Raw genomic sequence first — 18,715 nt, 5'->3', positions numbered from 1 at the left:
TGGCTCCCACGTCCTGTTCGACCAGCTGAACGCCAATCCCTTGCCGGTCGTTCGTCAGGCCTGGGCGGACACGATGGCGAGGGATCTTGGCCGGATACAATACGCCATTGCCGCCGGAGCATTCGGGTTTTTTGCGCCCCTAGTCAGCCTGTTTCTCATGCGCCCGAGAAAGCGCAATGACTCTCGCTTCATGACGATGAGCGACGTATCGAAAACCGGCCTGACGAAAGTGGGCGGCGTCTTCGTCGGTCGAGCTAGCGGCAGGCTTGCCGAAATTCTGTCGCCCGGCCGCGATCAGCGCACCGGCAAGATCCGCTTGACGCAGCGCAAGCTGATCGGCGGCAAGAAACTGTGGATTGATGGCGATGATGTCGGCGGCTTCGTCATAGGGCCGCCGCGCTCCGGTAAAGGCACGTCTCTCATCATACCGAACGCCTTGACCTGGCCGCATTCGCTCGTGGTTCTCGACCTGCGCGGCGAGACCTATGCGGCGACCGCAGGCTACCGCTCGACCATGAGCCGCGTGGTGCGTTTTGCGCCGGCTGATCCGGATGGCAATACCGCATGCTACAATCCCATGGACTTCATCTCGCTGGACTCAGCGCAGCGCGACATCGACCTTCGCAATATCGCTGCGGCGCTGTTTCCGCGTCCGCCCTCAAATTCAGACCCTTATTGGGTCAACGATGCCCGCCTCCTTTTTACCGGCATCGCGTCCTTCGTCATGGAATCGCCTGCAATCCCAAACGAGAAGAAAACCTTCGCCACAATCCTCGAGATCATGAACGGTGCCGAGCAGCCGCTCCTCGAATTCATCGGCTCGCTGCGAGAGGAACGCCGCCGCGAATGTTCGCATTTCACGCTGCAAACCCTGTTGCCATATTTCGAAATGTCTGAGCGGCAGTTTTCCGGAATCTATGCCGGCGTGCGGACCGGCATGGCCCCCTTTCTCAACGAGCGCCTGATGCGAGCTACCTCGCGCAGCACGTTCGATATTCGCAAACTCAAGCGCGACCGGATCTCTCTTTATCTCGACGTACGGCGCGAGCAGATTACGTCGCTTGGACCGTTGTTCAACGTCCTGATCACACAGATGATGAACTTCATGTCGGAAACCATGCCGCGTCCGGACGAGAATCCGGTGCTTGTGCTGCTCGACGAGTTCCAGAACCTCGGCAAGCTCGAGAACGTGACCGAAATGGCGAGCGTGCTCGGCGGCAACGGCGTTTCGATGTGGTTTTTCGTGCAGTCGCTGAAGGCTGTGGACGAGATCTATCGCCAGGAGGGGCGCAAGACACTCATCAACGCCGCTCGCGTGCAGATCTTTTTCGGTGCGCAAGACGTTGACGATCTGCGCTATGTTTCCGAACAGCTCGGCGAAACGTCGGACGTGCAAAAGGACGTGACGCGCACCAAGGCTACGTTGTTCGACACTTATTACACGCGCTCGGAGCACCGCAAGCAAGTGCGGCGACCCCTCATGCGGCCGGATGAAATCCGTACCCTCGACAAGAACAGGGTCATCATATTGCCGCGCGGCGAACTGCCAATCCTCGGCACGCGCAATTTCTATTTCGCCGACGGCCAGCTAGCCAAACGCGCGTTCATGCCCCTGCCCGGCTCTGTCGAGGTTTCGCGCACGAAAGGCCCTGCATTGGACGCTTCCGCGGCGGTTCCATCTCCAGCGGTCCCGACGATTGTGCCGAAAGCACCCACGTACCGCTCAGGCCTCTTGCAGACGCGCCTGCGGCGCGGCGCGACATTTGCCGCGAAAGCAAGCAGCATAGCACCCCCTCCACGCCGGCGCACAATCGTAAGAGAACGGCTGAAAGCAACAGACGCCGAATCCGTACCAGTCTATGCCTCTATAGATTTTTCCGCTTTGGCCGCCAAAGCGGTGACAACACGAATAGCGCCCGACAAGGAAGCGGCGGTTGCGGCAATCCTGAACAAGGTGCGTTCTCTGCGCGCCAACGCATCCGACACCGAGACTTTCGATCGAAATCTCAGCATCGTCGAAGAAGCTTTGCCTGATCTAGTCGATTAGGCGAGCAGCCTACGACGATGGCCGCCAACGAGCCTCCCGGCCAACCGAAACAGGCTGTGTTTGATGCGCCACCCGCCACGGTTTAAAGTACGAGGTCAACGTAGCTTCCGCGTTTCAGTCGGCAGTTCTTGCGGTGCTAAGCTGCAATCTCGAAAAGTTCTTTAGGTGTGTTCTGCAGAATCTCCGCGCCATTTTCCGTCACGAGGATGTTGTATCCGTATGACATGGTAACGCCTTCGAACTGCGATATCGACGGCTCAAGGGAGAAGATCATCCCGGGCTCGAGGACTGTTTCGTCACCCACCAGAATGTTCGGGAATTGCGCAAAGGTTGGCGGGTAAGACAGGCCCATCCCAAAGCCCGCGCGACCCACTATGAAGTCGGCATAATCGCCCCTGATGTCTCGGCTGAGGCGGTCGATATCCGAAACCGATGCGCCAGGCCGGATCAGCTCGAAAGGCCGCCAGAACGATTCGTAGTTGATTTTCCAGAGGTGGAGCAGCCGGTCAGATGCCTCGCCCGCTACTACGGTGCGGCAAAGGTTGGAATTATAGCGTTTCCAGGTTCCCGTGAACTCAAAAAGGATCGGGTCACCCGCCTCAATGATTTTCGATGAGGGAAGCGCGTGGAATGTGCCTGAACGCCACCCCGAAGCGATAATGAACGGCAGTGTGGGATATTCGGAGCCGGCAAGCGCCAATTTCGACTGCACCGCCGCCAGCACATCGAGCTCGCTTACTCCCGGGTGGAGAACCTCGGCCATCGCCTCCACAGCGAGGTCGGAGAAGCCGGCAGCTTTTCGCATATATTCGATTTCGGTCGGCGATTTAATGGTGCGCAGCCGCATGATTTTCTGCGTCACGTCGACAAATTGAACTTCTGGAAATGCCACTGTCAGGGCTTTGTAGAGGTCGGCCCGAAGATACCAATTTGCCATCTCGAGGCCTACCCTCTTCCCAGCTATTGCACCGAGGGCGCGCAATTTGTCGATTGTCATCTGGACGGGATCTTGACCGTGCGTCCAGATGACAATGTCGGAGATCCAGCACTGGAAAACGGTGAGCTCTTTCTCAGCTTTATGAGTGAGTAGCGAGGGCTCCTTCGCTCCAGTCTGGAAAAACACGCATTCATACAAATAGATGCCAAGTGGATCGAAGCCGGTGAAATAATTGAGGCTTTCGGGCGCATGACCGAGGTAGATGTCGATCTTCTCTTTCTGGAGCATGGCATCGAGTCGGCTGACTCGGTTCTCAAACTCCCGCAGCGCAAATGTCAGAACCTTGCCATTGGGGTGTTGTCTCAAGTCATTCGTTTGCACGGACATTGGTCCTCCATCCTTGGTGGCGTGCGCGCCTCTCGAGAATGGCGAGATGACGCTTGACACGTGGAAATTTGGGGGAAGGCTAGCGACTTCCCGTTTGCAGATCTGGCGGAGTCAGGCGGCCTAGCTGCCTTTCAATCACGCGCGCGGCGCTGAGTACGTGTGCGTCTTGATACCGCGGTCCGACAAGCTGCAGGCCCACCGGAAGCCCGGCGTCGTCGAGCCCAGACGGCAGGGATGCTGCAGGCTGCTGAGTCAGGTTGAAAGGGTAGGTAAAGGGCGTCCAATCGACCCAGCCGCTGAACCCGTCTGGCTTGTCCTTTCCAACGGGGAAAGGTGCAATGGCGACGGTAGGAGTGATCAGCAGATCAAAGCTTTCATGGAAATCGGCCATTTTTGCCGAAAGATCGAAGCGTGCCTGTTCGGCATCCTTGAATTCCGCGAGAGAGATTTTCTCACCCCGGAGCGCACAATCAAGAAAACCGGGATCCAGCAGCTCTTTCTGTGCCTCGCTCATGCGAGCAATCAGACGCGTTGCTCCGGCGAACCAGAAAGTTGCGAATACCTCTACGGGATTGGCAAAGCCAGGGTCTACCTCAACAACTTCTGCCCCCAGGCCTCGAAGCTGTTGAACAGCTGCGTCGGTGACGCGCAGAATGTCAGGCGCCACATCGGCGTAGCCAAGAGTACGACTGTATCCGACCCGGATCCCGTCCAGGGACTTGGTTTCGCCTGACACGTCGGCCTTATAAGTCGTGCCGCTATAGCCGTCCCGTGCATCGGGACGGGTGATAACATCCATCATCAGCAAAGCGTCATCGACCGTCCGGGTCATTGGTCCAATGTGAGATAGCGCTCCCATGGCACTAAGCGGCCACTGCGGCACGTATCCGAAAGTCGGCTTGAAACCAAATGTGCCGGTAAAGCTCGCGGGAATCCGGATTGAGCCACCGCCGTCGCTACCTTGATGAAGAAAGCCGAGGTTCAACGCTGATGCCACGGCCGCACCACCAGACGATCCCCCTGGCGTCAATTTCGGATTCCAAGGGTTACGCGTGATACCGGTCAGTGGACTGTCGGTAGCTCCTTTCCAGCCAAACTCAGGTGTCGTAGTTTTTCCGAGAATGATGGATCCTGCTTCTCGCATGCGGGCGGTGAGCGGTGCATCTTCATTCCATGGCCCGGCCGCACTGGTTGTTGCTGACCCTCGTCGTGTCGGCATTCCGCGTGTCAGTGTAAGGTCTTTGATTGTTGCTGGCACGCCGTCGAGCACGCCAATCGGCTGTCCCTTGTTCCACCGCTCCTCAGACTGCCGGGCTGCCGTCAATGCTGCATCGGCATCGACGTGACAAAAAGCATTGAGATCAGCGTTGACCGCATCGATGCGCTCAAGACAGTCCCGGATAACCTCCACAGGCGAGGTCGCGCCGGATTTGTATAGCTCGATGCATTCGACAGCCGTCAGGGTCCGCAAGGTCCCGAAACCTTTGGTAACGCTGCTCATTGTATGTCGCGCTCTATCTTGGGTCAGCGGTGGCCGGCGGCTTTAAACGATCACCGAGTTTACGGAATGACTATTTGCAAGAACACCATGCTGGCTTAGTATCCCAGATCAAGTCTCACTTCTCGCCTCATGGGTGTACCCGATACAAATTCTGCCAGGTTCTGCGAGCCCCAGCGGATATTCCTCTCAAGCACGTCATCGGCATTCGCCGCTTGGTCGTTCGACACGATCACATTGGTCAATTTGTGGATTCCAAGGCGCGATCCCCAGCCAATCGGAAATGTTTGGCCGTAATTGTACTGCCACCATACGTCGGTTGCGAAACCACGAAGGGTGCCCGCAGTGAGCGCTTCGTATAGCGGCTTCTCCTGGATCAACATGCCACGCGAGATATTAATGAGAAAAGCCGATCGTTTCATGGCGGCGAGTTCCGCGGCGCCGAAAAACTGATGCGTCTCTTTTGTATCAGGCGTTGCCAGGACGACGTAGTCGCACTTCGGCAGAACATGGTGCAACTCGTCGACCCCGTGCACTGCATCGAAAAACTCGACCGCGGGGCCGCCCTTGGTGCGACGCACGCCGAGGACTTGCATGTCGAACCCCTTGGCGTGTTTGGCGATGCGCCCGCCGATATTCCCTATTCCAATCACGCCGATTGTGCGACCGTGTAGCATCGCCGATCTGTATTCGTCATCATAGAGAGGGAATAGAAACCTACCTTCTTCTGTCGCCCGGTGCTTGAGAAGAGTCTTTTTTGCAAGAGCTAGTACAAACATCATTGCTTGCTCTGCGACCGCGACCGCATTAGCGCCGCGAATGTTGGCGAGCTTGACGCCACGCTGTTTGAAAAGATCTAGCGCGCCCATCAGCCCAAGGTCGTCCACGCCGGAATGCAGCCACGAGAACACCTTGAGCTTTTCCGCGACCTGAAGGATTCCTTCCGGAACGCTAAAAGCAATGATCGCATCGGCGTCGGTCGCCAGATGCTTCACGTCTGAATAGTCGCAGTCGAAACGCGAGAGATATTCGCCCCTCGGTGCCACCACCTCGGTTCCCGGCGGCAGCACTTCTTTGATCAGGCTGATCTCAGTGTCCGTGGCATACCACAAGCATAGAACTTTCATCTGGTCCTCCTGAATTCTGATAATTGGTCGATTCGCAGGTCGCTTCAGACAGTGAGTAGCTTTCCGAATCCCGACAGTGGCTGTGTGTAGCCGGCAAGTCTAAGCGCATCCCAGAGCATTGCTTGGTGAGCGGTGATTACAGGCTTGCCAATTCGTGCTTCGAGGGACTGGATGATTGTCGAAGTCCTCAGACCAGTGCATGGTATGAACAAAGCTTCGGAATCAGCGGAATTTAGTCCCTCGGCCGCCTCTATTATGCTCTCCGGCGTGATATTGATGATTTCATAGTCGTTTTCGATGTGGAATGAACCACAAGACACGACTGAAATACCTTCATCCTTCAAGCACTCGGTCATCGCCGCCGTAACGTCGTCTGGGTAGGGTGTCAAAAGATCGACCCGCCGAATCCCGAGCTGACGAAAAGCCTTGTACGCTCCTGTCATAGGCGATGTTAACTTCGCCCCTGGTGCAGTTCGGTGCAGTTCTGCTTCAAGGGTCGTTTGCAAAATCAGCGCAGATCCAGACGTGCAGCCGTAGGCAAAGACATCGACGGACTGACGGGGCACGAACAGCTCGGCAGCTCTCGCAATTTCATGCGCATGGCCACGCAGATTTTCGACGGTAATGGGGTTTTTCGTCTCAATTCTGGTTGCAGAAATACTAACGCCATCCTCCGGAAGCATCCTCCGCAGCTCGTACTCAGTCACGACATCTGTCGAAAGAGCAATCAAGCCGATTACGACCTGGCCCGCCATCCCTGCGTCCATAGCCGCTTCAAGATGTTTGATTGATAACGTGGTCAAGACGACATGCCCTCGTTTGCTGAAACTTGAAGTTTTCTGACGATTGCCCAAGCAGCACGAGCCGCGCCTAACACGTCATCATCGGAGACTCCGAATTCCGCCGTGTGAACGTGGGTTATGTTTCCGAGCGCTTCGTTGTAACAGCCAAACCAGAAATAGACTGATGGGAGCTTCTCGGCGTAGAATCCGAAGTCGTCTGCGCCTGCGAGAGGTCTCGTCGGAACGAGTGAGTCCCTTCCACAGATTTCGGCGATCGCTTCCCGGGCCGTTCGACTGATGCCTGGATCGTTTACGACGGCAGGTTCTCCGGGAACCAACTTGAACTCTGCCTCTCCACGATGCATTGCGGCGATCTGGCGAGCCAGTTCCTCCAAACGGCGTCGAAGCCTCTGACGGGCGTCGGGCGAACGTGTTCGCAGGGTGCCGTCGAGCACGACGCGATCGCAGATGATATTGGTTGCTTCGCCACCATGGAAACGGCCGATTGAAATGACAGGAGCTTCGTCGGCGTGGCTCTCACGCGATACGAGCTTTTGGATCTCAATGACGAATGTGGACGCGATCGCGATCGCATCAACACCCAGCTCCGGCCACGCCGCGTGGCTCTTCTTGCCTTTGAAGATGATCTGGAATTCGTCGGAAGACTTTGTTACCGGACCCGTCAGGACAGAAAACGTTCCGGAGGGCATTTCGGGGTTCACATGCATCCCAATCGCGCAGTCAAAACCGTCAAGCAGACCTTGTTCAGCGACAGATCGGCCGCCGAGAGGTTCTGCTTCCTCGGCCGGTTGAAACACAACACGCACCTTTCCGGCGAAGTGCTGACGATGGGCAAGCGCCGCCAATACAACGCCTAGTGCTGCAGATGCGTGCGCATCGTGGCCGCAAGCATGCATCTTTCCAGGGAACCGGGACTTAAATGGAATATCTGGGCGAGCTTCTTGGATGGGCAGCGCGTCGATGTCGCCACGAACCACCACGTTTATGGAGGTTCCATTTCCCTCACCGACAATGTCAACGAACAAGCCTGTGGCGTGAAAGACCTGAGGTGTTTGCAGCCCCGCACCACCCAAAAACTCCGCTATTTTTGCCCGAGTGTTGTGCTCCTCATTTGATAGCTCGGGGTTTGCGTGCATGTAGTGCCGGAGAGCGAGAATTTGCTCCTCGCATCCCGCCGGCAAATGGTATGCGTGACTGGCCCGTTTGAGGTCTGTGTCCGCCGCATTCATTGATCGATCACTATCAGCTGGCGTGGAGACTGCGCCAGGCATTCGGGCTGCGTGTCGGTGATAAGGATGCTTTCGGTGATTTCGATGCCCCAGTCGCCAAACCACAGGCCAGACATAAAATGGAACGTCATCCCTGGTCGCAATTCAGTGCGGTCCCCTGTGCGGAAGCTTGCGGAATGCTCACCCCAATCCGGCGGATAAGCGAGACCGATCGAGTAGCCGCAACGGCTTGGCTTTTTCAGCCCGTGACGCTCAATAGCGGTGTAGTAGGCTTGCGCGACGTCTTCGCAGGAATTCCCCGGCACCGCTTTCTCCAAGCCAGCCTCCATTCCCTCAAGCACGGCCTTTTCTGCGTCGACGAACTTTCGATCCGGCTTACCTAGATAAAATGTCCTGGAGAGAGGGCAGTGATAGCGTTTGTGGACGCCGGCGAGTTCGAAGAAAATGCTTTCCCCAGAGCGAAGCTCACGATCTGACCAAGTCAGATGAGGCGCGGAGGCGTCGATGCCCGCCCCGATCATGGGAACGGCCGCTGGGTAATCGCCCCAGAAGCCATCAACGCCACGAGTGGCGGTGTGGTAAATTTCCGCGACAATGTCCGATTGCTTGACGCCGGGTTTCAACACTTCGGCCACGCGCTGATGCATGGCCGTCGCGATTTTGCCTGCTCCCCGCATGTACTCGATTTCGCGGGGCGACTTGATGATCCGCTGCCATTTCACAAGCCTTGTCGTGTCTTTGAAGCTTGCATTCGGCAGCGTGGATGACAGGGCTTCAAAGGCTGCGTGGGTAAAGTAGTAATTGTCCTTTTCGATCCCGATGGAACCGGTGGACCAGCCGAGGTCTGTAACCAATTGGCCAAGGGCACTCATCGGATGATATTGGGAGGATTGGACGTAGTGATCCGCATAGGACTTGATGCGGCTGTCGTCCATGTAAATGGTTCGGCGAGCACCGTTGCCGTCCATTTCGCGACCGAACCAGACCGGTTCTTCGTCCTCATGGATGAGGACGCACTGGTGAACGTAGAAGGACCAGCCGTCATAACCGGTAAGCCAAGCCATGTTCGCGGGGTCTGTGACGATCAGAAGGTGGACACCCTCACGCTCCATTGCTTTGCGGGTGGCCTCGAGCCGAGCTTTGTATTCGGAGATCTCAAACCGTGGTTCCGGTGCAGTCATTGTTGATTCCTCAATTCGGCTGCTCACGCAGCCCGAAGTTTCAGATGGTTTTCCAAAAGCCGAACAAGGGCCGCAGAGCAAAGGCTGACGAACAGGAAGCCTATGGCGACGAGAGTGATTGGTTCGAGATAGCGGTAGCTGAAGTTGGCCTTGGCTAGCGCTTCGCCCATAAGGTCGAGGACGGTGATCGCCGATAGTATTGGCGTTTCCTTGAACATCGCGATTACATAATTCCCCAAAGGCGGGATCATCGGGGGAATGGCTTGCGGCAGGACGATTTCCCTCCACGTCTGCCTTTTGGTCAGGTTGCAGGCCCTCGCAGCCTCCCATTGCCCGGCTGGGACATTAATGATCCCGGCGCGATAGACCTCTGACACGTAAGTGGCATAGTGAAAACCGAGACCGATTATCCCGGCGACCATGGGAGACAAAACAATTCCAATGTCTGGCAGGACGTAGAAGAGAAAGTACAGCTGAACCAGCAGCGGCGTTCTTCTAATCGTCTCTGTTACGAGAACCGCGGAACGGCGAACCGCATCGACTGACGACATCTTGGCGATTGCGAAGAATAGTCCGACGCTCAGAGCCACAACCGACGAGATCAACGTTATCTTTACCGTAACGACGAGTCCTTTAAGCAAATCCGGCGTTATCTCAGCGACGAATTCCCAGCTCCAGTTCATCGGTTAACCTCCGGTGTTTGCGCTGACGATGCCACGCCCAAAGCGTCTTTCAAGCCACCGAACGAAACTTATCAACGCAGACGCAATTAGAAGATAAATGACCAAGATGAGCAGAAAGGGCATAGCGGTGTCGCCTGTTTGGCCTCGTACCACCTGCGCCTGAAACGTTAGCTCCGAGACCGTTATGAGCGATGCCACCGCAGTGCCCTTCATGAGCTCGATCGCGAGATTTCCAAAGCTTGGCAGCATGAACACGACCGCCTGTGGAAGGATCACCCACCAGAGCGACTGCCACCGCGTCAGGTTTAATGCGATAGTTGCTTCCCGCTGATCGCGACCGACGGCGTTGAGCGCCGCGCGAACAACTTCAGCGCCATAAGCGCCACCGTTCAGGCCCAGCGCCAGGACGCCGGACTGCAGTGGAGATAGAGAAACACCAACAAATGGCAGGACGAAATAAGCCGCGAACAGTTGGACGAACACTGAGGTGCCGCGGAAGATCTCCACATAGATCCGCGTTATGGCTCGCACGGAAATCTGGTCTGCAGTGAGAGCAATGCCAGACAGCATAGCCAGTATCAACGCAAGCAGGCAGCTCAAAAACGTGAGTTCCACGGTAGCGACAGCCCCCGTGAGTATGAACCAGCTGTATCCGATTGCAGACTCAAAATTATTCACTGGGATGACCTTGCGCTGCCTTGATGGACCGCCTCAAAGGCGATGGCCTGCGGCGATTATCTTGCGAAGGAAACTTTTCGTGCGCTCGTGGTGAGGCGACTGAAAGATTTCCGACGGCGGGCCTTCTTCAACAATCTTCCCGCGCTCGAAGAACAACACCCGGTCGGCAAAATCCTTGGCGAAACCCATCTCGTGGGTAACCAGGAGCATCGTCATGTCGGTCTCGTTGCGGAGATTTGTGATGACGTTTAGGACCTCTTCCACCAGTTCCGGATCAAGAGCCGAGGTGATCTCGTCAAGAAGTAGTATTTTTGGCTGCAAAGCGAGAGCACGCGCAATCGCGACGCGTTGTTTTTGGCCGCCAGACAATCTTGACGGATACTCATGTGCTTTGTCGGCAAGTCCAACATTTTCCAACATTTGAAGCGCACGTTCTTTGGCCGCCGCTTTCGATAAACTTCCAGTCAGTACCGGCGCGAGGGCAACGTTTTGAAGAGCGGTTTTATGCGGGAAGAGGTTGAAATGTTGGAAGACCATTCCGAAGGCAGCCCGCATTCTGCGTAGATGCGCCTCTGACGACGGCACTTGTTTACCGCCTCTTTGCTCGTGGTTTAGACAAACGCCATTGACGATCACGTCTCCAGCAGTAACCGACTCGAGTGTCATCAAAATTCTAAGGATCGTCGTTTTTCCCGAGCCAGATGGACCAATCAGCGCAAGATGCTCACCGGCTTTAACCGAGAACGAGAGTTGTTCCAGAACCTTGAGGGAGCCATAGCTTTTCTCAACGTTCCGGAATTCAATGATGGGCTGGCAATCAGGAGCCTTGGATGCGACATGCAATCCCATTGCGCTGTCTCCTTTCGTGTGATCGCAGCCCAGCAGCTGTCGCTGCTGGGCATTATCACTGGAGTTCGAATTTACGGATTGCACATCTCGGCTGCCGACTTGGCGCTAGCCAAAATCTTATAGTTCGTTTGAAGACCATATTTCGCCATGATCTTCTCGAATTCGCCGCTGTCTTTTAGCTTTTTCAGGCCTACATTGTAGGCGTCGCGTAGTGCCTTATCCTCTTTATTGAAGGCTGCGGCTGCACAATCAATAGGGGTGTTAGCGATCGGTATGATGGTCTGCAAAGTATCATCACCCGACCGACTCTTCATGTCTATGACACCCGCATCATTGAGGGCGATGGCATCCACGCGTTTGTCTTGGAGCATCTTCACCGCACTGGTGTTGTCAGGATAGGGAACCAGGTTCTCTTGCTTCACTCCAGCTGAGAGCGCATCCCGGGCCTGCAAAGTTCCGGCGCCCACCGCCAGCTTGAGGCCGAGGTCGGCAAATTCCTTGTAGCTTTTAAACTTGCCACTCATGTCGGAGCGGATCAGGAAAGCTTGCGCAGTGCAGATGGCCGGTTCAGCGAAATCAACGACCGTGCACCTTTCGGGGCGAATGTTGAGAGAGCCGGCTGAGAGGATTCTTACGCGTTTCGCCTGTAGGGCTGGTATCATCGCCCCGTACTGTATCAGCTCGCCTTTGAAGTTCTTGAACCCGGAGAGCGCCAATGCGCCCCGATCGATGTCGGGGCCAGCGCCACTCAATGTACCGTCGGGCTTCAACTCCGTATAGGGCGGCTCACCGCCGATGGCGATCGAAATCTCTTGGTTGACGTCGAGATCCTCCGCGATCGCAGCACTCCCCGCTGTGATTGCCAAGATTGCGGTCAGCACCGTTGCGAGGCCGCGAGGAGCAAAAGAAGACTGCCGTTTGGTGTTTGATGCCATTGTTGTTCCCTTTCTGGTGGCTCTTCTAGATCGCTTTGCCAGCAGGACGTCGGTCGAAAATATCCCGACCCGATGCCCCGCGGTTACATGACGAGAGCTTCGTTTGACCTAGGGCAAACTGCTTTTTTCCGCTGCCGGTATAAACATGACAATCGGTCCGATCGTTGTCAATTGACTAAATTGTCCAATGACATTAGGTTGCTGTTCTATGTTTCCTCGCGTTGCGCTATTAAAATTAGACAATTTTCTGACTTTCGCCCGTCCGCAGGGCGGCAGTCGACGGTAGGACCTCCATGACGATGTGGACGCCGACAAACGAACGTCTTTCGCAGCCATATTTTCTGTCGATTGCCGATCAAATAGCGGGAGCCGTCTCTTCTGGGGCTCTGAAGCCAGGCGAGCAGCTTCCGCCGCAAAGGCAGCTTGCCTTTAGGCTCGGTGTCTCGCTCCCTACCGTGTCTCGAGCGTATGAAGAACTCGCTCGCCGCGGTCTCGTGGCTGGGGAAATTGGCCGCGGAACGTTTATCAAAGGTTCTAGCGTCAATTCTGAAGCGGTCACGCCATACGCACCCCTGCGCACATCCGGATTGATTGACCTGTCGATACTGAAGCCAGTTTCCGACATTCTGCACCTCGAACGTATGAAGGAGACACTTGCAGCGTTAGCCGTCGATTTGCCGCCGAGCACCGTCTTCGGCTCTCGCCCAGGAACTCTTTTCGCGCGCCATCGCTCGATTGCAACCGAATGGCTGAAGTATTGCGGCGTCGATACAGATGAGAGGACAGTACATTTGACGAATGGCGGAACGCCCGCCTTGACGGTCGCTTTCATGTCGACCTGTCAGCCCGGCATGACGATCGCAACCGAAGCGATAGGGCTCCATGTGATGCTGCCTTTGGCCTCGTATCTTGGTCTAAAGGTTCAGGGTGTGCCTATTGACGAGGAGGGATTGATCCCCGATGCGCTCGAAAGCGTCTGCCAGCACCACCTCATTCGCGCGCTCTTCATGATGCCCAATGCGCTTGGTCCAACCGCATTTATTATGGGCGAGGGGCGGCGCAATGCGATTGTGGAGATCGCTCGAAAATACGACTTGCAGATCATTGAGGATGACGCCCTGGGGCCGCTCGTAGACAACAGGCCGCCAACTTTTCAGGCTCTGGCACCCGAACGGACCATTTATATCACAAGCTTCACGAAACCGATCATGTCCGGACTACGCACGGGTTATCTCGTGGCGCCCGAACGTCTCCTCCCTGCAGTCGAAAATCGTCATAACGTAACAAGTTGGAGCGCCACACCATTGATTGCTGAAATCGCAGCAAGATGGGTTGAGGATGGGACCTGCCAACGATTCGTGGAATGGCAACGCGAAACACTTCTCGGGCGGCACGAGTTGGTCGCATCTGTCCTCAAAGGTGTTCAATACAGTTCTAACCGTGCAAGTCTCCACATATGGCTTCCCCTTGGTGAGCGGTTTCCAGAAGATGAGTTTGTCTCACACGCTCGCATGCAGGGCGTAGTCCTGGCGCGCGGCTCAGCTTTTGCGATTTCGGAGAATCATCCAGCTGTCCGCATTTCAGTCGGGTCGACCACGGCAGAAGAGCTGCACCGCGGATTGAACGTCATTCATAATTTGCTGCACAGCGAACCTGAACCGGTTCTGCTCTGAACTATGCAAGTTGATTTGACAGTAAAAGTGAAACAGGTTGGCGATCGGATCGGATATGAGACGAACTGCTGAAACTGTCGCGCTGGCTCGACATTGCTTCACCGTAGTCGGATTTGCTGGTGCGCATTGTCCGCCCCGGCTACCGAAGCCTTTAAGCTAACGATGCTTACGCCGGGCTGACATCTTGCTTGGCCCGGCCATGAGATCGTAGTTTTGTCCTCAATCATGGCCCGAAGATACACGGCCCTCCCCTTTGGCCGCTTCGCAGCTCTGGCATCTCGGCGGCTATGTATAAGCGCGTCGAGCTGTGACGGCGCTGCCACTGAGCCCAAATCGCCCTGCCGATCGGCATTTGGTCCCAGGTAAACTGGCGGCAGTGGTTCTTTGCCTAATTTCGGATCGCCTAATGGGTAACGCTGGTGTGACCCGAATGCCTAACGAGGAGCAAACACGCTCCTCACCGCATCGGCCGTTTTCGCCACGACCATGTCGGCTTCCTCGCGGGTCAGGCAGAGCGGCGGGGCGAAGCCGAGAATGTCGCCCTGTGGCATGGCGCGGCCGATGACGCCGCTCGCTGCAAGCGCCGTCGCCACCTGCGGTCCGATCTTCTGCGAGGCGTCGAAGAACACCCGGTCGTCCCTGTCGGCGACGAACTCGACCGCCGCCAGCATGCCGTCGCCGCGCACGTCGCCGACATTCCTGTGACCGCCGACGGCCTTGGCCAGTTCGGCGCGGAAATAGGCGCCGGTCTCGCGGGCATTTGTCACCAGGTCCATCTCGTCGATCAGTTCGAGATTGGCGACGCCTGCGGCAACGCAGATCGGATGCGCCGAGTAGGTCCAGCCATGGCCGAGCGAGCCGAGCTTGTCGGAACCCTGCACCAGCACCTGCCACATCTTGTCGGCGACGATGACGCCCGACAGCGGCGCATAGGCCGAGGTCAGACCCTTGGCGATGGTGATCAGGTCCGGCTTGATGCCGTAGTGGTCGGAACCGAACATGGTGCCCAGCCGGCCAAAGCCCGTCACCACCTCGTCGGCGACCAGCAGCACATCATACTTCTTCAGCACCGCCTGGATTTTCTCCCAGTAGCCGGCGGGCGGCGGCACGATGCCGCCGGTGCCGAGGATCGGTTCGCCGATGAAGGCGGCGACGGTTTCGGGGCCTTCGGCCAGGATCATTTCCTCGAGCTTGTCGGCGCAGTGCTGCGAAAACTGTTCCTCGCTCATCGAGCGGTCGGCGCGGCGGAAGTAGTAGGGCGCTTCGGTGTGCAGGATCGGCGCGCGCGGCAGGTCGAAGGCGTTGTGGAACAGGTCGAGCCCGGTCAGCGATCCCGTCATCACGCCCGAGCCGTGATAGCCGCGCCAGCGCGAGATGATCTTCTTCTTCTCCGGCCGTCCCAGCACGTTGTTGTAATACCAGATCAGCTTGATGTTGGTCTCGTTGGCGTCGGACCCGGAGAGGCCGAAATAGACCCGCGACATGCCTTGCGGCGCGCGGTCGATGATCATCTTGGAAAGCGTGATCGAGGCCTCTGTGCCGTGGCCGACATAGGCGTGGTAATAGGCCAGGTTCTTGGCCTGAGCAGCGATGGCATCGGCGATCTTCTGGCGGCCATAGCCGACATTGACGCAATAGAGACCGGCAAAGGCATCGATGCTCTTCTTGCCATTGTTGTCCCAGACGGTGACGCCTTCGCCACCGGCCATAACGCGGGTCGGGCTCTCGCCGCGCGCGTGCGTGCCCATATGGGTCGAGGGATGGAAGAAATGGTCGCGATCCCAGGCGGCGAGTTCGTTGGACTGGTCGAGCATCTTTTTGACTCCTGAAAAGAGGGCAGTCTCGGGGCGGCTTAAGCTAGATCGAGACAAAGGTATTTGAGATCGGTGAAGGCCTCTAAGCCGTGGCGTGAGCCTTCGCGGCCGATGCCCGACTGCTTGACGCCGCCGAACGGAATCGGCGCGCCGGTGATCTTGACGCGGTTGATGGCGACCATGCCGTAGTCGAGCGCGCGGCCCATGCGCTGCTGGCGGGCGCCGTTCTCGGTCACGACATAAGCGACGAGCCCATATTCGGTGGCGTTGGCGCGGCCGATCACCTCGCCCTCGCTGTCGAACGGTGTCACCGCCGCGACCGGACCAAAGGTCTCCTCGCGCATGATCAGCGCCTCGTCGGCAACATCGGCTAGCAGGGTGGGCTGATAGAACAGCGATCCTGCCGCGTGAAGCTTTCCGCCGGCAAGGCAGCGCGCGCCCCGGGCGATCGCGTCAGCAACCTGTTCCTCGACCTTTTTGACGGCTCGCTCGTGCATCAGCGGGCCGATGTCGGTTTCGTCGGCAAGCCCGTTGCCGACGCGCAACGCCTCGATGCGCCTGGCGAAGGCGGCGCAGAACCGATCCTAGATCGGGCGCTGGACATAGATGCGGTTGGCGGCGAGGCAGTCCTGGCCCGATGTCGCGAACTTGGCGTCGATCGCAATGCTCACGGCTTTGTCGAGATCGGCATCGGCAAAGACGATCAATGGCGCATGGCCGCCGAGCTCCATCACCAGCCGCTTCATCGTCGGCGCACTCTGGGCAGCGATCAACCGGCCGATTTCGGTCGAGCCGGTGAAACTCATGGCCCGAACGCGCGGGTCCTCGCACATCTGGCCGACGATCGTTGCGGCCTTGCCGGTGACGATGTTGAAAACGCCCGCCGGCAGGCCGGCGCGCTCGCCGAGTTCGGCGAGCGCCAGCGCCGACAGCGGCGTTTCCGAAGAAGGGTGGGCGACGATGGTGCAACCGGCGGCAAGGGCCGCCGCTGCCTTGCGGGTCAGCATGGCCGACGGAAAGTTCCACGGCGTGACGATGCCGACGACTCCGAGCGGCTCGCGCCGCACCATCATCTCGGCCCCGGGCAGGTGGCTGGTGACACTTTCTGCGTTGAGCCGCTTGCCTTCTTCCGCATACCACTCGACAAAGGAGGCGGCGTAGTCGATCTCGCCCAGCGACTCGTTTAGCGGTTTGCCCTGTTCCAGCGTCATCAGCAGCGCCAGATCCTCTTTGGCGGCGATGATCAGATCGAACCATTTCCGCAGGATTTTTGAGCGCTCCAGCGGCAGCAGTGCCCTCCAGGTCGGAAAGGCGCGCGAAGCAGCATCTATCGCCTTCGTCGTCTGCCGCGTATCGAGCGCGGCAACGAAGGCGACGGTGGCGCCGCTGGCCGGATCGGCGACTTCGAAACTTTCGGCGGCCTCGCTCGCCGTCCACTGCCCATCGACATAGGCGAGCTCGCGCAGCAGCCGGCGGTCGGTGAGGCGGTCGAGTGCGTCATGGCGGATCGTGCGGGCAAAGTGCGCGGACATGGTTGAAGCCTCCCGGGTCGGACTGATGCGGGAAGTCTATTGGCAATGGGCAGAAAGAGAGGCTGTTTGTATGCCTGCCCGTAGAGAGAGTCTCTCCATTGTGCGTCATGGCAGGAGGATATCTCTGTAGCCTGCTACGATTGCGCCGGCAGCAGGTCAGCTACCGGCAAGACGGTCTCATCCTTCACCGTCTTGGTGACGATGTAGGTGAAGTAACGGTCGATACCGATCTCGCGCTCAAGCAGGCCGTCGACCAGCCGCTGATATGGCGTCGATGTCGCGCGCCATCACCTTCAGCACATAGTCGACACCGCCGCCCACCGACCAGCAGGCGACCACCTCGGGAATGTCACGGATCACACGTTCGAAACGATCGAAATCGGCTTGACGATGACTGGCCAACGTGACCTCCATCAGCACAGTCGCGACCGGCGCCAGGATACGCATGGCGATCGTTGCATGATAACCCGAGACGATGCCGGCCTTCTCCAGCTTGCGCAGCCTCATCCAGCAAGGTGTAGGCGACAATCCGACCTGCTCGGCCAGCGCCAGCTTGGTGATGCGCCCGTCGCGCTGGATGGCGTCGAGGATTTTGAGGTCGATCGGGTCGAGTTTGGCGGCAGTCATCAAGCGTCAACGTTGGTCCAGACTTCTAACCCTGAGGCTTACTCGCCCAGCTGCAGCAAAATTGCAACGATAGCGTTGTTATATGACATAATGTCCTTTACGTCATATTCGATGCGCCTTTGACTGGGGTCGGCAGGCTCAGTTTCACGCCTGTTAGACGGGCATTCGCTCGGACACCATACGCCTACAGCTAGCTTTCAAGAGCTTGTAGCGCCGTCGTTTTTCAGTTTCGAGAAAGCAGCAGCCTGAGGCCGGCATAGCCGAAACTGACCGCCAAGACTCCCTCAATTCCCCGCCGCGCCCGCCGATACATCCTGACCATGGGTTGCGTGGAAAACACGACGGCGTACCCGCAAAAAATCGTCACGCTCAGCACCGCACATCCCGCGAGGATGAGGATTACGTCCGTCGCCGAGGCATCCGGGCCGAGTCCAAGTGTGACCAACGCTATCCAGGCCAGAATCGACTTGGGATTGCCATAGCTGGCTAGAAGGGCGGAAACGCCGGTGGCTGCCATGACGTCCCAGAAAACCGACACGGTGACAACGCCGGCGGCCAGAGCGAGGGCAGCCTGGCGGCCTTGATGCATCGCCGTTCCCATGATCCGCATGGTACTCGGTCCTGGGCTGCCGGCTGCGATCACATAGGCGGCATAGACGAGTAAGAGATGGCTTAGGTTATGTCTTAGGTGCATCAGGAGACCACGCCTATAAAG

The 18,715-nt window shown here is 57.5% G+C and carries 15 protein-coding genes and 2 pseudogenes; 2 read left to right on the top strand and 15 right to left on the bottom strand.

Translation table 11 applies throughout. From position 1 onward, the window contains the following. Positions 1–139: 139 nt before the first annotated feature. Positions 140–451: a hypothetical protein gene (locus BPNPMPFG_RS33405; protein ID WP_258597705.1), complete on the bottom strand. Its 312-nt coding sequence runs from the start codon at positions 449–451 to the stop codon at positions 140–142. Between BPNPMPFG_RS33405 and BPNPMPFG_RS33400 the strand changes: the two genes are divergently transcribed. Then, positions 332–2,047: a type IV secretory system conjugative DNA transfer family protein gene (locus BPNPMPFG_RS33400; RefSeq protein WP_258597662.1), complete on the top strand. Its 1,716-nt coding sequence runs from the start codon at positions 332–334 to the stop codon at positions 2,045–2,047. The genes BPNPMPFG_RS33405 and BPNPMPFG_RS33400 overlap by 120 nt on opposite strands. Before the next feature lie 136 nt (positions 2,048–2,183). Here BPNPMPFG_RS33400 and BPNPMPFG_RS33395 read toward each other — a convergent pair whose 3' ends face one another. The 10 genes from BPNPMPFG_RS33395 to ehuB all read right to left on the bottom strand — a co-directional run bounded on the left by BPNPMPFG_RS33395 (position 2,184) and on the right by ehuB (position 12,354). After that, positions 2,184–3,371 (bottom strand): M24 family metallopeptidase, encoded by a 1,188-nt coding sequence (locus tag BPNPMPFG_RS33395; protein ID WP_258597544.1) that lies wholly within the window; start codon positions 3,369–3,371, stop codon positions 2,184–2,186. Positions 3,372–3,450: 79 nt separating this feature from the next. Further along, positions 3,451–4,872 (bottom strand): amidase, encoded by a 1,422-nt coding sequence (locus BPNPMPFG_RS33390; protein ID WP_258597542.1) that lies wholly within the window; start codon positions 4,870–4,872, stop codon positions 3,451–3,453. A 95-nt stretch (positions 4,873–4,967) separates the two neighbouring features. After that, complete coding sequence (locus BPNPMPFG_RS33385; protein WP_258597541.1) at positions 4,968–5,996, bottom strand: NAD(P)-dependent oxidoreductase; 1,029 nt, start codon at positions 5,994–5,996, stop codon at positions 4,968–4,970. 44 nt (positions 5,997–6,040) lie between these two features. Then, positions 6,041–6,799 (bottom strand): maleate cis-trans isomerase family protein, encoded by a 759-nt coding sequence (locus tag BPNPMPFG_RS33380; protein ID WP_258597534.1) that lies wholly within the window; start codon positions 6,797–6,799, stop codon positions 6,041–6,043. Continuing rightward, positions 6,796–8,028, bottom strand: coding sequence for a M20 metallopeptidase family protein (locus BPNPMPFG_RS33375; protein ID WP_258597531.1), 1,233 nt, complete (start codon positions 8,026–8,028; stop codon positions 6,796–6,798). Before BPNPMPFG_RS33375 ends, BPNPMPFG_RS33380 begins: the two co-directional genes overlap by 4 nt. Beyond that, the gene (locus BPNPMPFG_RS33370; protein ID WP_258597529.1) at positions 8,025–9,209 is read right to left on the bottom strand and encodes a M24 family metallopeptidase; all 1,185 of its coding nucleotides are present in this window, start codon (positions 9,207–9,209) and stop codon (positions 8,025–8,027) included. The genes BPNPMPFG_RS33375 and BPNPMPFG_RS33370 overlap by 4 nt, the downstream gene beginning before the upstream one ends. Before the next feature lie 23 nt (positions 9,210–9,232). Continuing rightward, complete coding sequence (ehuD, locus tag BPNPMPFG_RS33365) at positions 9,233–9,892, bottom strand: ectoine/hydroxyectoine ABC transporter permease subunit EhuD (protein ID WP_258597527.1); 660 nt, start codon at positions 9,890–9,892, stop codon at positions 9,233–9,235. Between the two features lie 3 nt (positions 9,893–9,895). Continuing rightward, positions 9,896–10,570, bottom strand: coding sequence for an ectoine/hydroxyectoine ABC transporter permease subunit EhuC (gene ehuC / locus BPNPMPFG_RS33360; protein ID WP_258597525.1), 675 nt, complete (start codon positions 10,568–10,570; stop codon positions 9,896–9,898). 33 nt (positions 10,571–10,603) lie between these two features. Then, entirely contained in the window at positions 10,604–11,419 is an 816-nt protein-coding gene (gene ehuA / locus BPNPMPFG_RS33355) for an ectoine/hydroxyectoine ABC transporter ATP-binding protein EhuA (RefSeq protein ID WP_258597523.1), read from the bottom strand. A 71-nt stretch (positions 11,420–11,490) separates the two neighbouring features. After that, on the bottom strand, positions 11,491–12,354 hold the full coding sequence (gene ehuB, locus BPNPMPFG_RS33350; RefSeq protein WP_258597521.1) for an ectoine/hydroxyectoine ABC transporter substrate-binding protein EhuB: 864 nt from the start codon (positions 12,352–12,354) through the stop codon (positions 11,491–11,493). Positions 12,355–12,647: 293 nt separating this feature from the next. Here ehuB and ehuR point away from each other — a divergent pair, with 293 nt between their 5' ends. Continuing rightward, entirely contained in the window at positions 12,648–14,027 is a 1,380-nt protein-coding gene (ehuR, locus tag BPNPMPFG_RS33345) for a MocR-like ectoine utilization transcription factor EhuR (protein ID WP_258597515.1), read from the top strand. A 434-nt stretch (positions 14,028–14,461) separates the two neighbouring features. Here the strand turns inward: ehuR and BPNPMPFG_RS33340 are convergent, their stop codons facing one another. The 4 genes and pseudogenes from BPNPMPFG_RS33340 to BPNPMPFG_RS33325 form a co-directional block, all read right to left on the bottom strand. Next, the gene (locus BPNPMPFG_RS33340) at positions 14,462–15,841 is read right to left on the bottom strand and encodes an aspartate aminotransferase family protein (protein WP_258597514.1); all 1,380 of its coding nucleotides are present in this window, start codon (positions 15,839–15,841) and stop codon (positions 14,462–14,464) included. Positions 15,842–15,879: 38 nt separating this feature from the next. Next, positions 15,880–17,373 (bottom strand): annotated as a pseudogene (locus BPNPMPFG_RS33335) (NAD-dependent succinate-semialdehyde dehydrogenase). A gap of 134 nt (positions 17,374–17,507) precedes the next feature. Continuing rightward, positions 17,508–18,000, bottom strand: a pseudogene (locus BPNPMPFG_RS33330) (Lrp/AsnC family transcriptional regulator). A 223-nt stretch (positions 18,001–18,223) separates the two neighbouring features. Beyond that, entirely contained in the window at positions 18,224–18,694 is a 471-nt protein-coding gene (locus BPNPMPFG_RS33325; protein WP_413776909.1) for a LysE family translocator, read from the bottom strand. Positions 18,695–18,715 lie beyond the last annotated feature (21 nt).

The sequence above is a fragment of the Mesorhizobium sp. AR07 genome (assembly GCF_024746815.1).
Taxonomy (GTDB): Bacteria; Pseudomonadota; Alphaproteobacteria; order Rhizobiales; family Rhizobiaceae; genus Mesorhizobium.
This window is presented reverse-complemented; position numbering and strand designations above follow the sequence as displayed.

Excerpts from the sequence above, each read along its gene's own strand:
- BPNPMPFG_RS33340 (WP_258597514.1), bottom strand. The coding sequence starts at position 15,841 with ATGCTCGACCAGTCCAACGAACTCGCCGCCTGGGATCGCGACCATTTC.
- BPNPMPFG_RS33405 (WP_258597705.1), bottom strand. The coding sequence starts at position 451 with ATGCGGCCAGGTCAAGGCGTTCGGTATGATGAGAGACGTGCCTTTACC.
- ehuD (WP_258597527.1), bottom strand. The coding sequence starts at position 9,892 with ATGAACTGGAGCTGGGAATTCGTCGCTGAGATAACGCCGGATTTGCTT.
- ehuA (WP_258597523.1), bottom strand. The coding sequence starts at position 11,419 with ATGGGATTGCATGTCGCATCCAAGGCTCCTGATTGCCAGCCCATCATT.
- BPNPMPFG_RS33390 (WP_258597542.1), bottom strand. The coding sequence starts at position 4,872 with ATGAGCAGCGTTACCAAAGGTTTCGGGACCTTGCGGACCCTGACGGCT.
- ehuB (WP_258597521.1), bottom strand. The coding sequence starts at position 12,354 with ATGGCATCAAACACCAAACGGCAGTCTTCTTTTGCTCCTCGCGGCCTC.
- BPNPMPFG_RS33385 (WP_258597541.1), bottom strand. The coding sequence starts at position 5,996 with ATGAAAGTTCTATGCTTGTGGTATGCCACGGACACTGAGATCAGCCTG.
- BPNPMPFG_RS33375 (WP_258597531.1), bottom strand. The coding sequence starts at position 8,028 with ATGAATGCGGCGGACACAGACCTCAAACGGGCCAGTCACGCATACCAT.
- ehuR (WP_258597515.1), top strand. The coding sequence starts at position 12,648 with ATGACGATGTGGACGCCGACAAACGAACGTCTTTCGCAGCCATATTTT.
- BPNPMPFG_RS33395 (WP_258597544.1), bottom strand. The coding sequence starts at position 3,371 with ATGTCCGTGCAAACGAATGACTTGAGACAACACCCCAATGGCAAGGTT.
- BPNPMPFG_RS33370 (WP_258597529.1), bottom strand. The coding sequence starts at position 9,209 with ATGACTGCACCGGAACCACGGTTTGAGATCTCCGAATACAAAGCTCGG.
- BPNPMPFG_RS33325 (WP_413776909.1), bottom strand. The coding sequence starts at position 18,694 with ATGCACCTAAGACATAACCTAAGCCATCTCTTACTCGTCTATGCCGCC.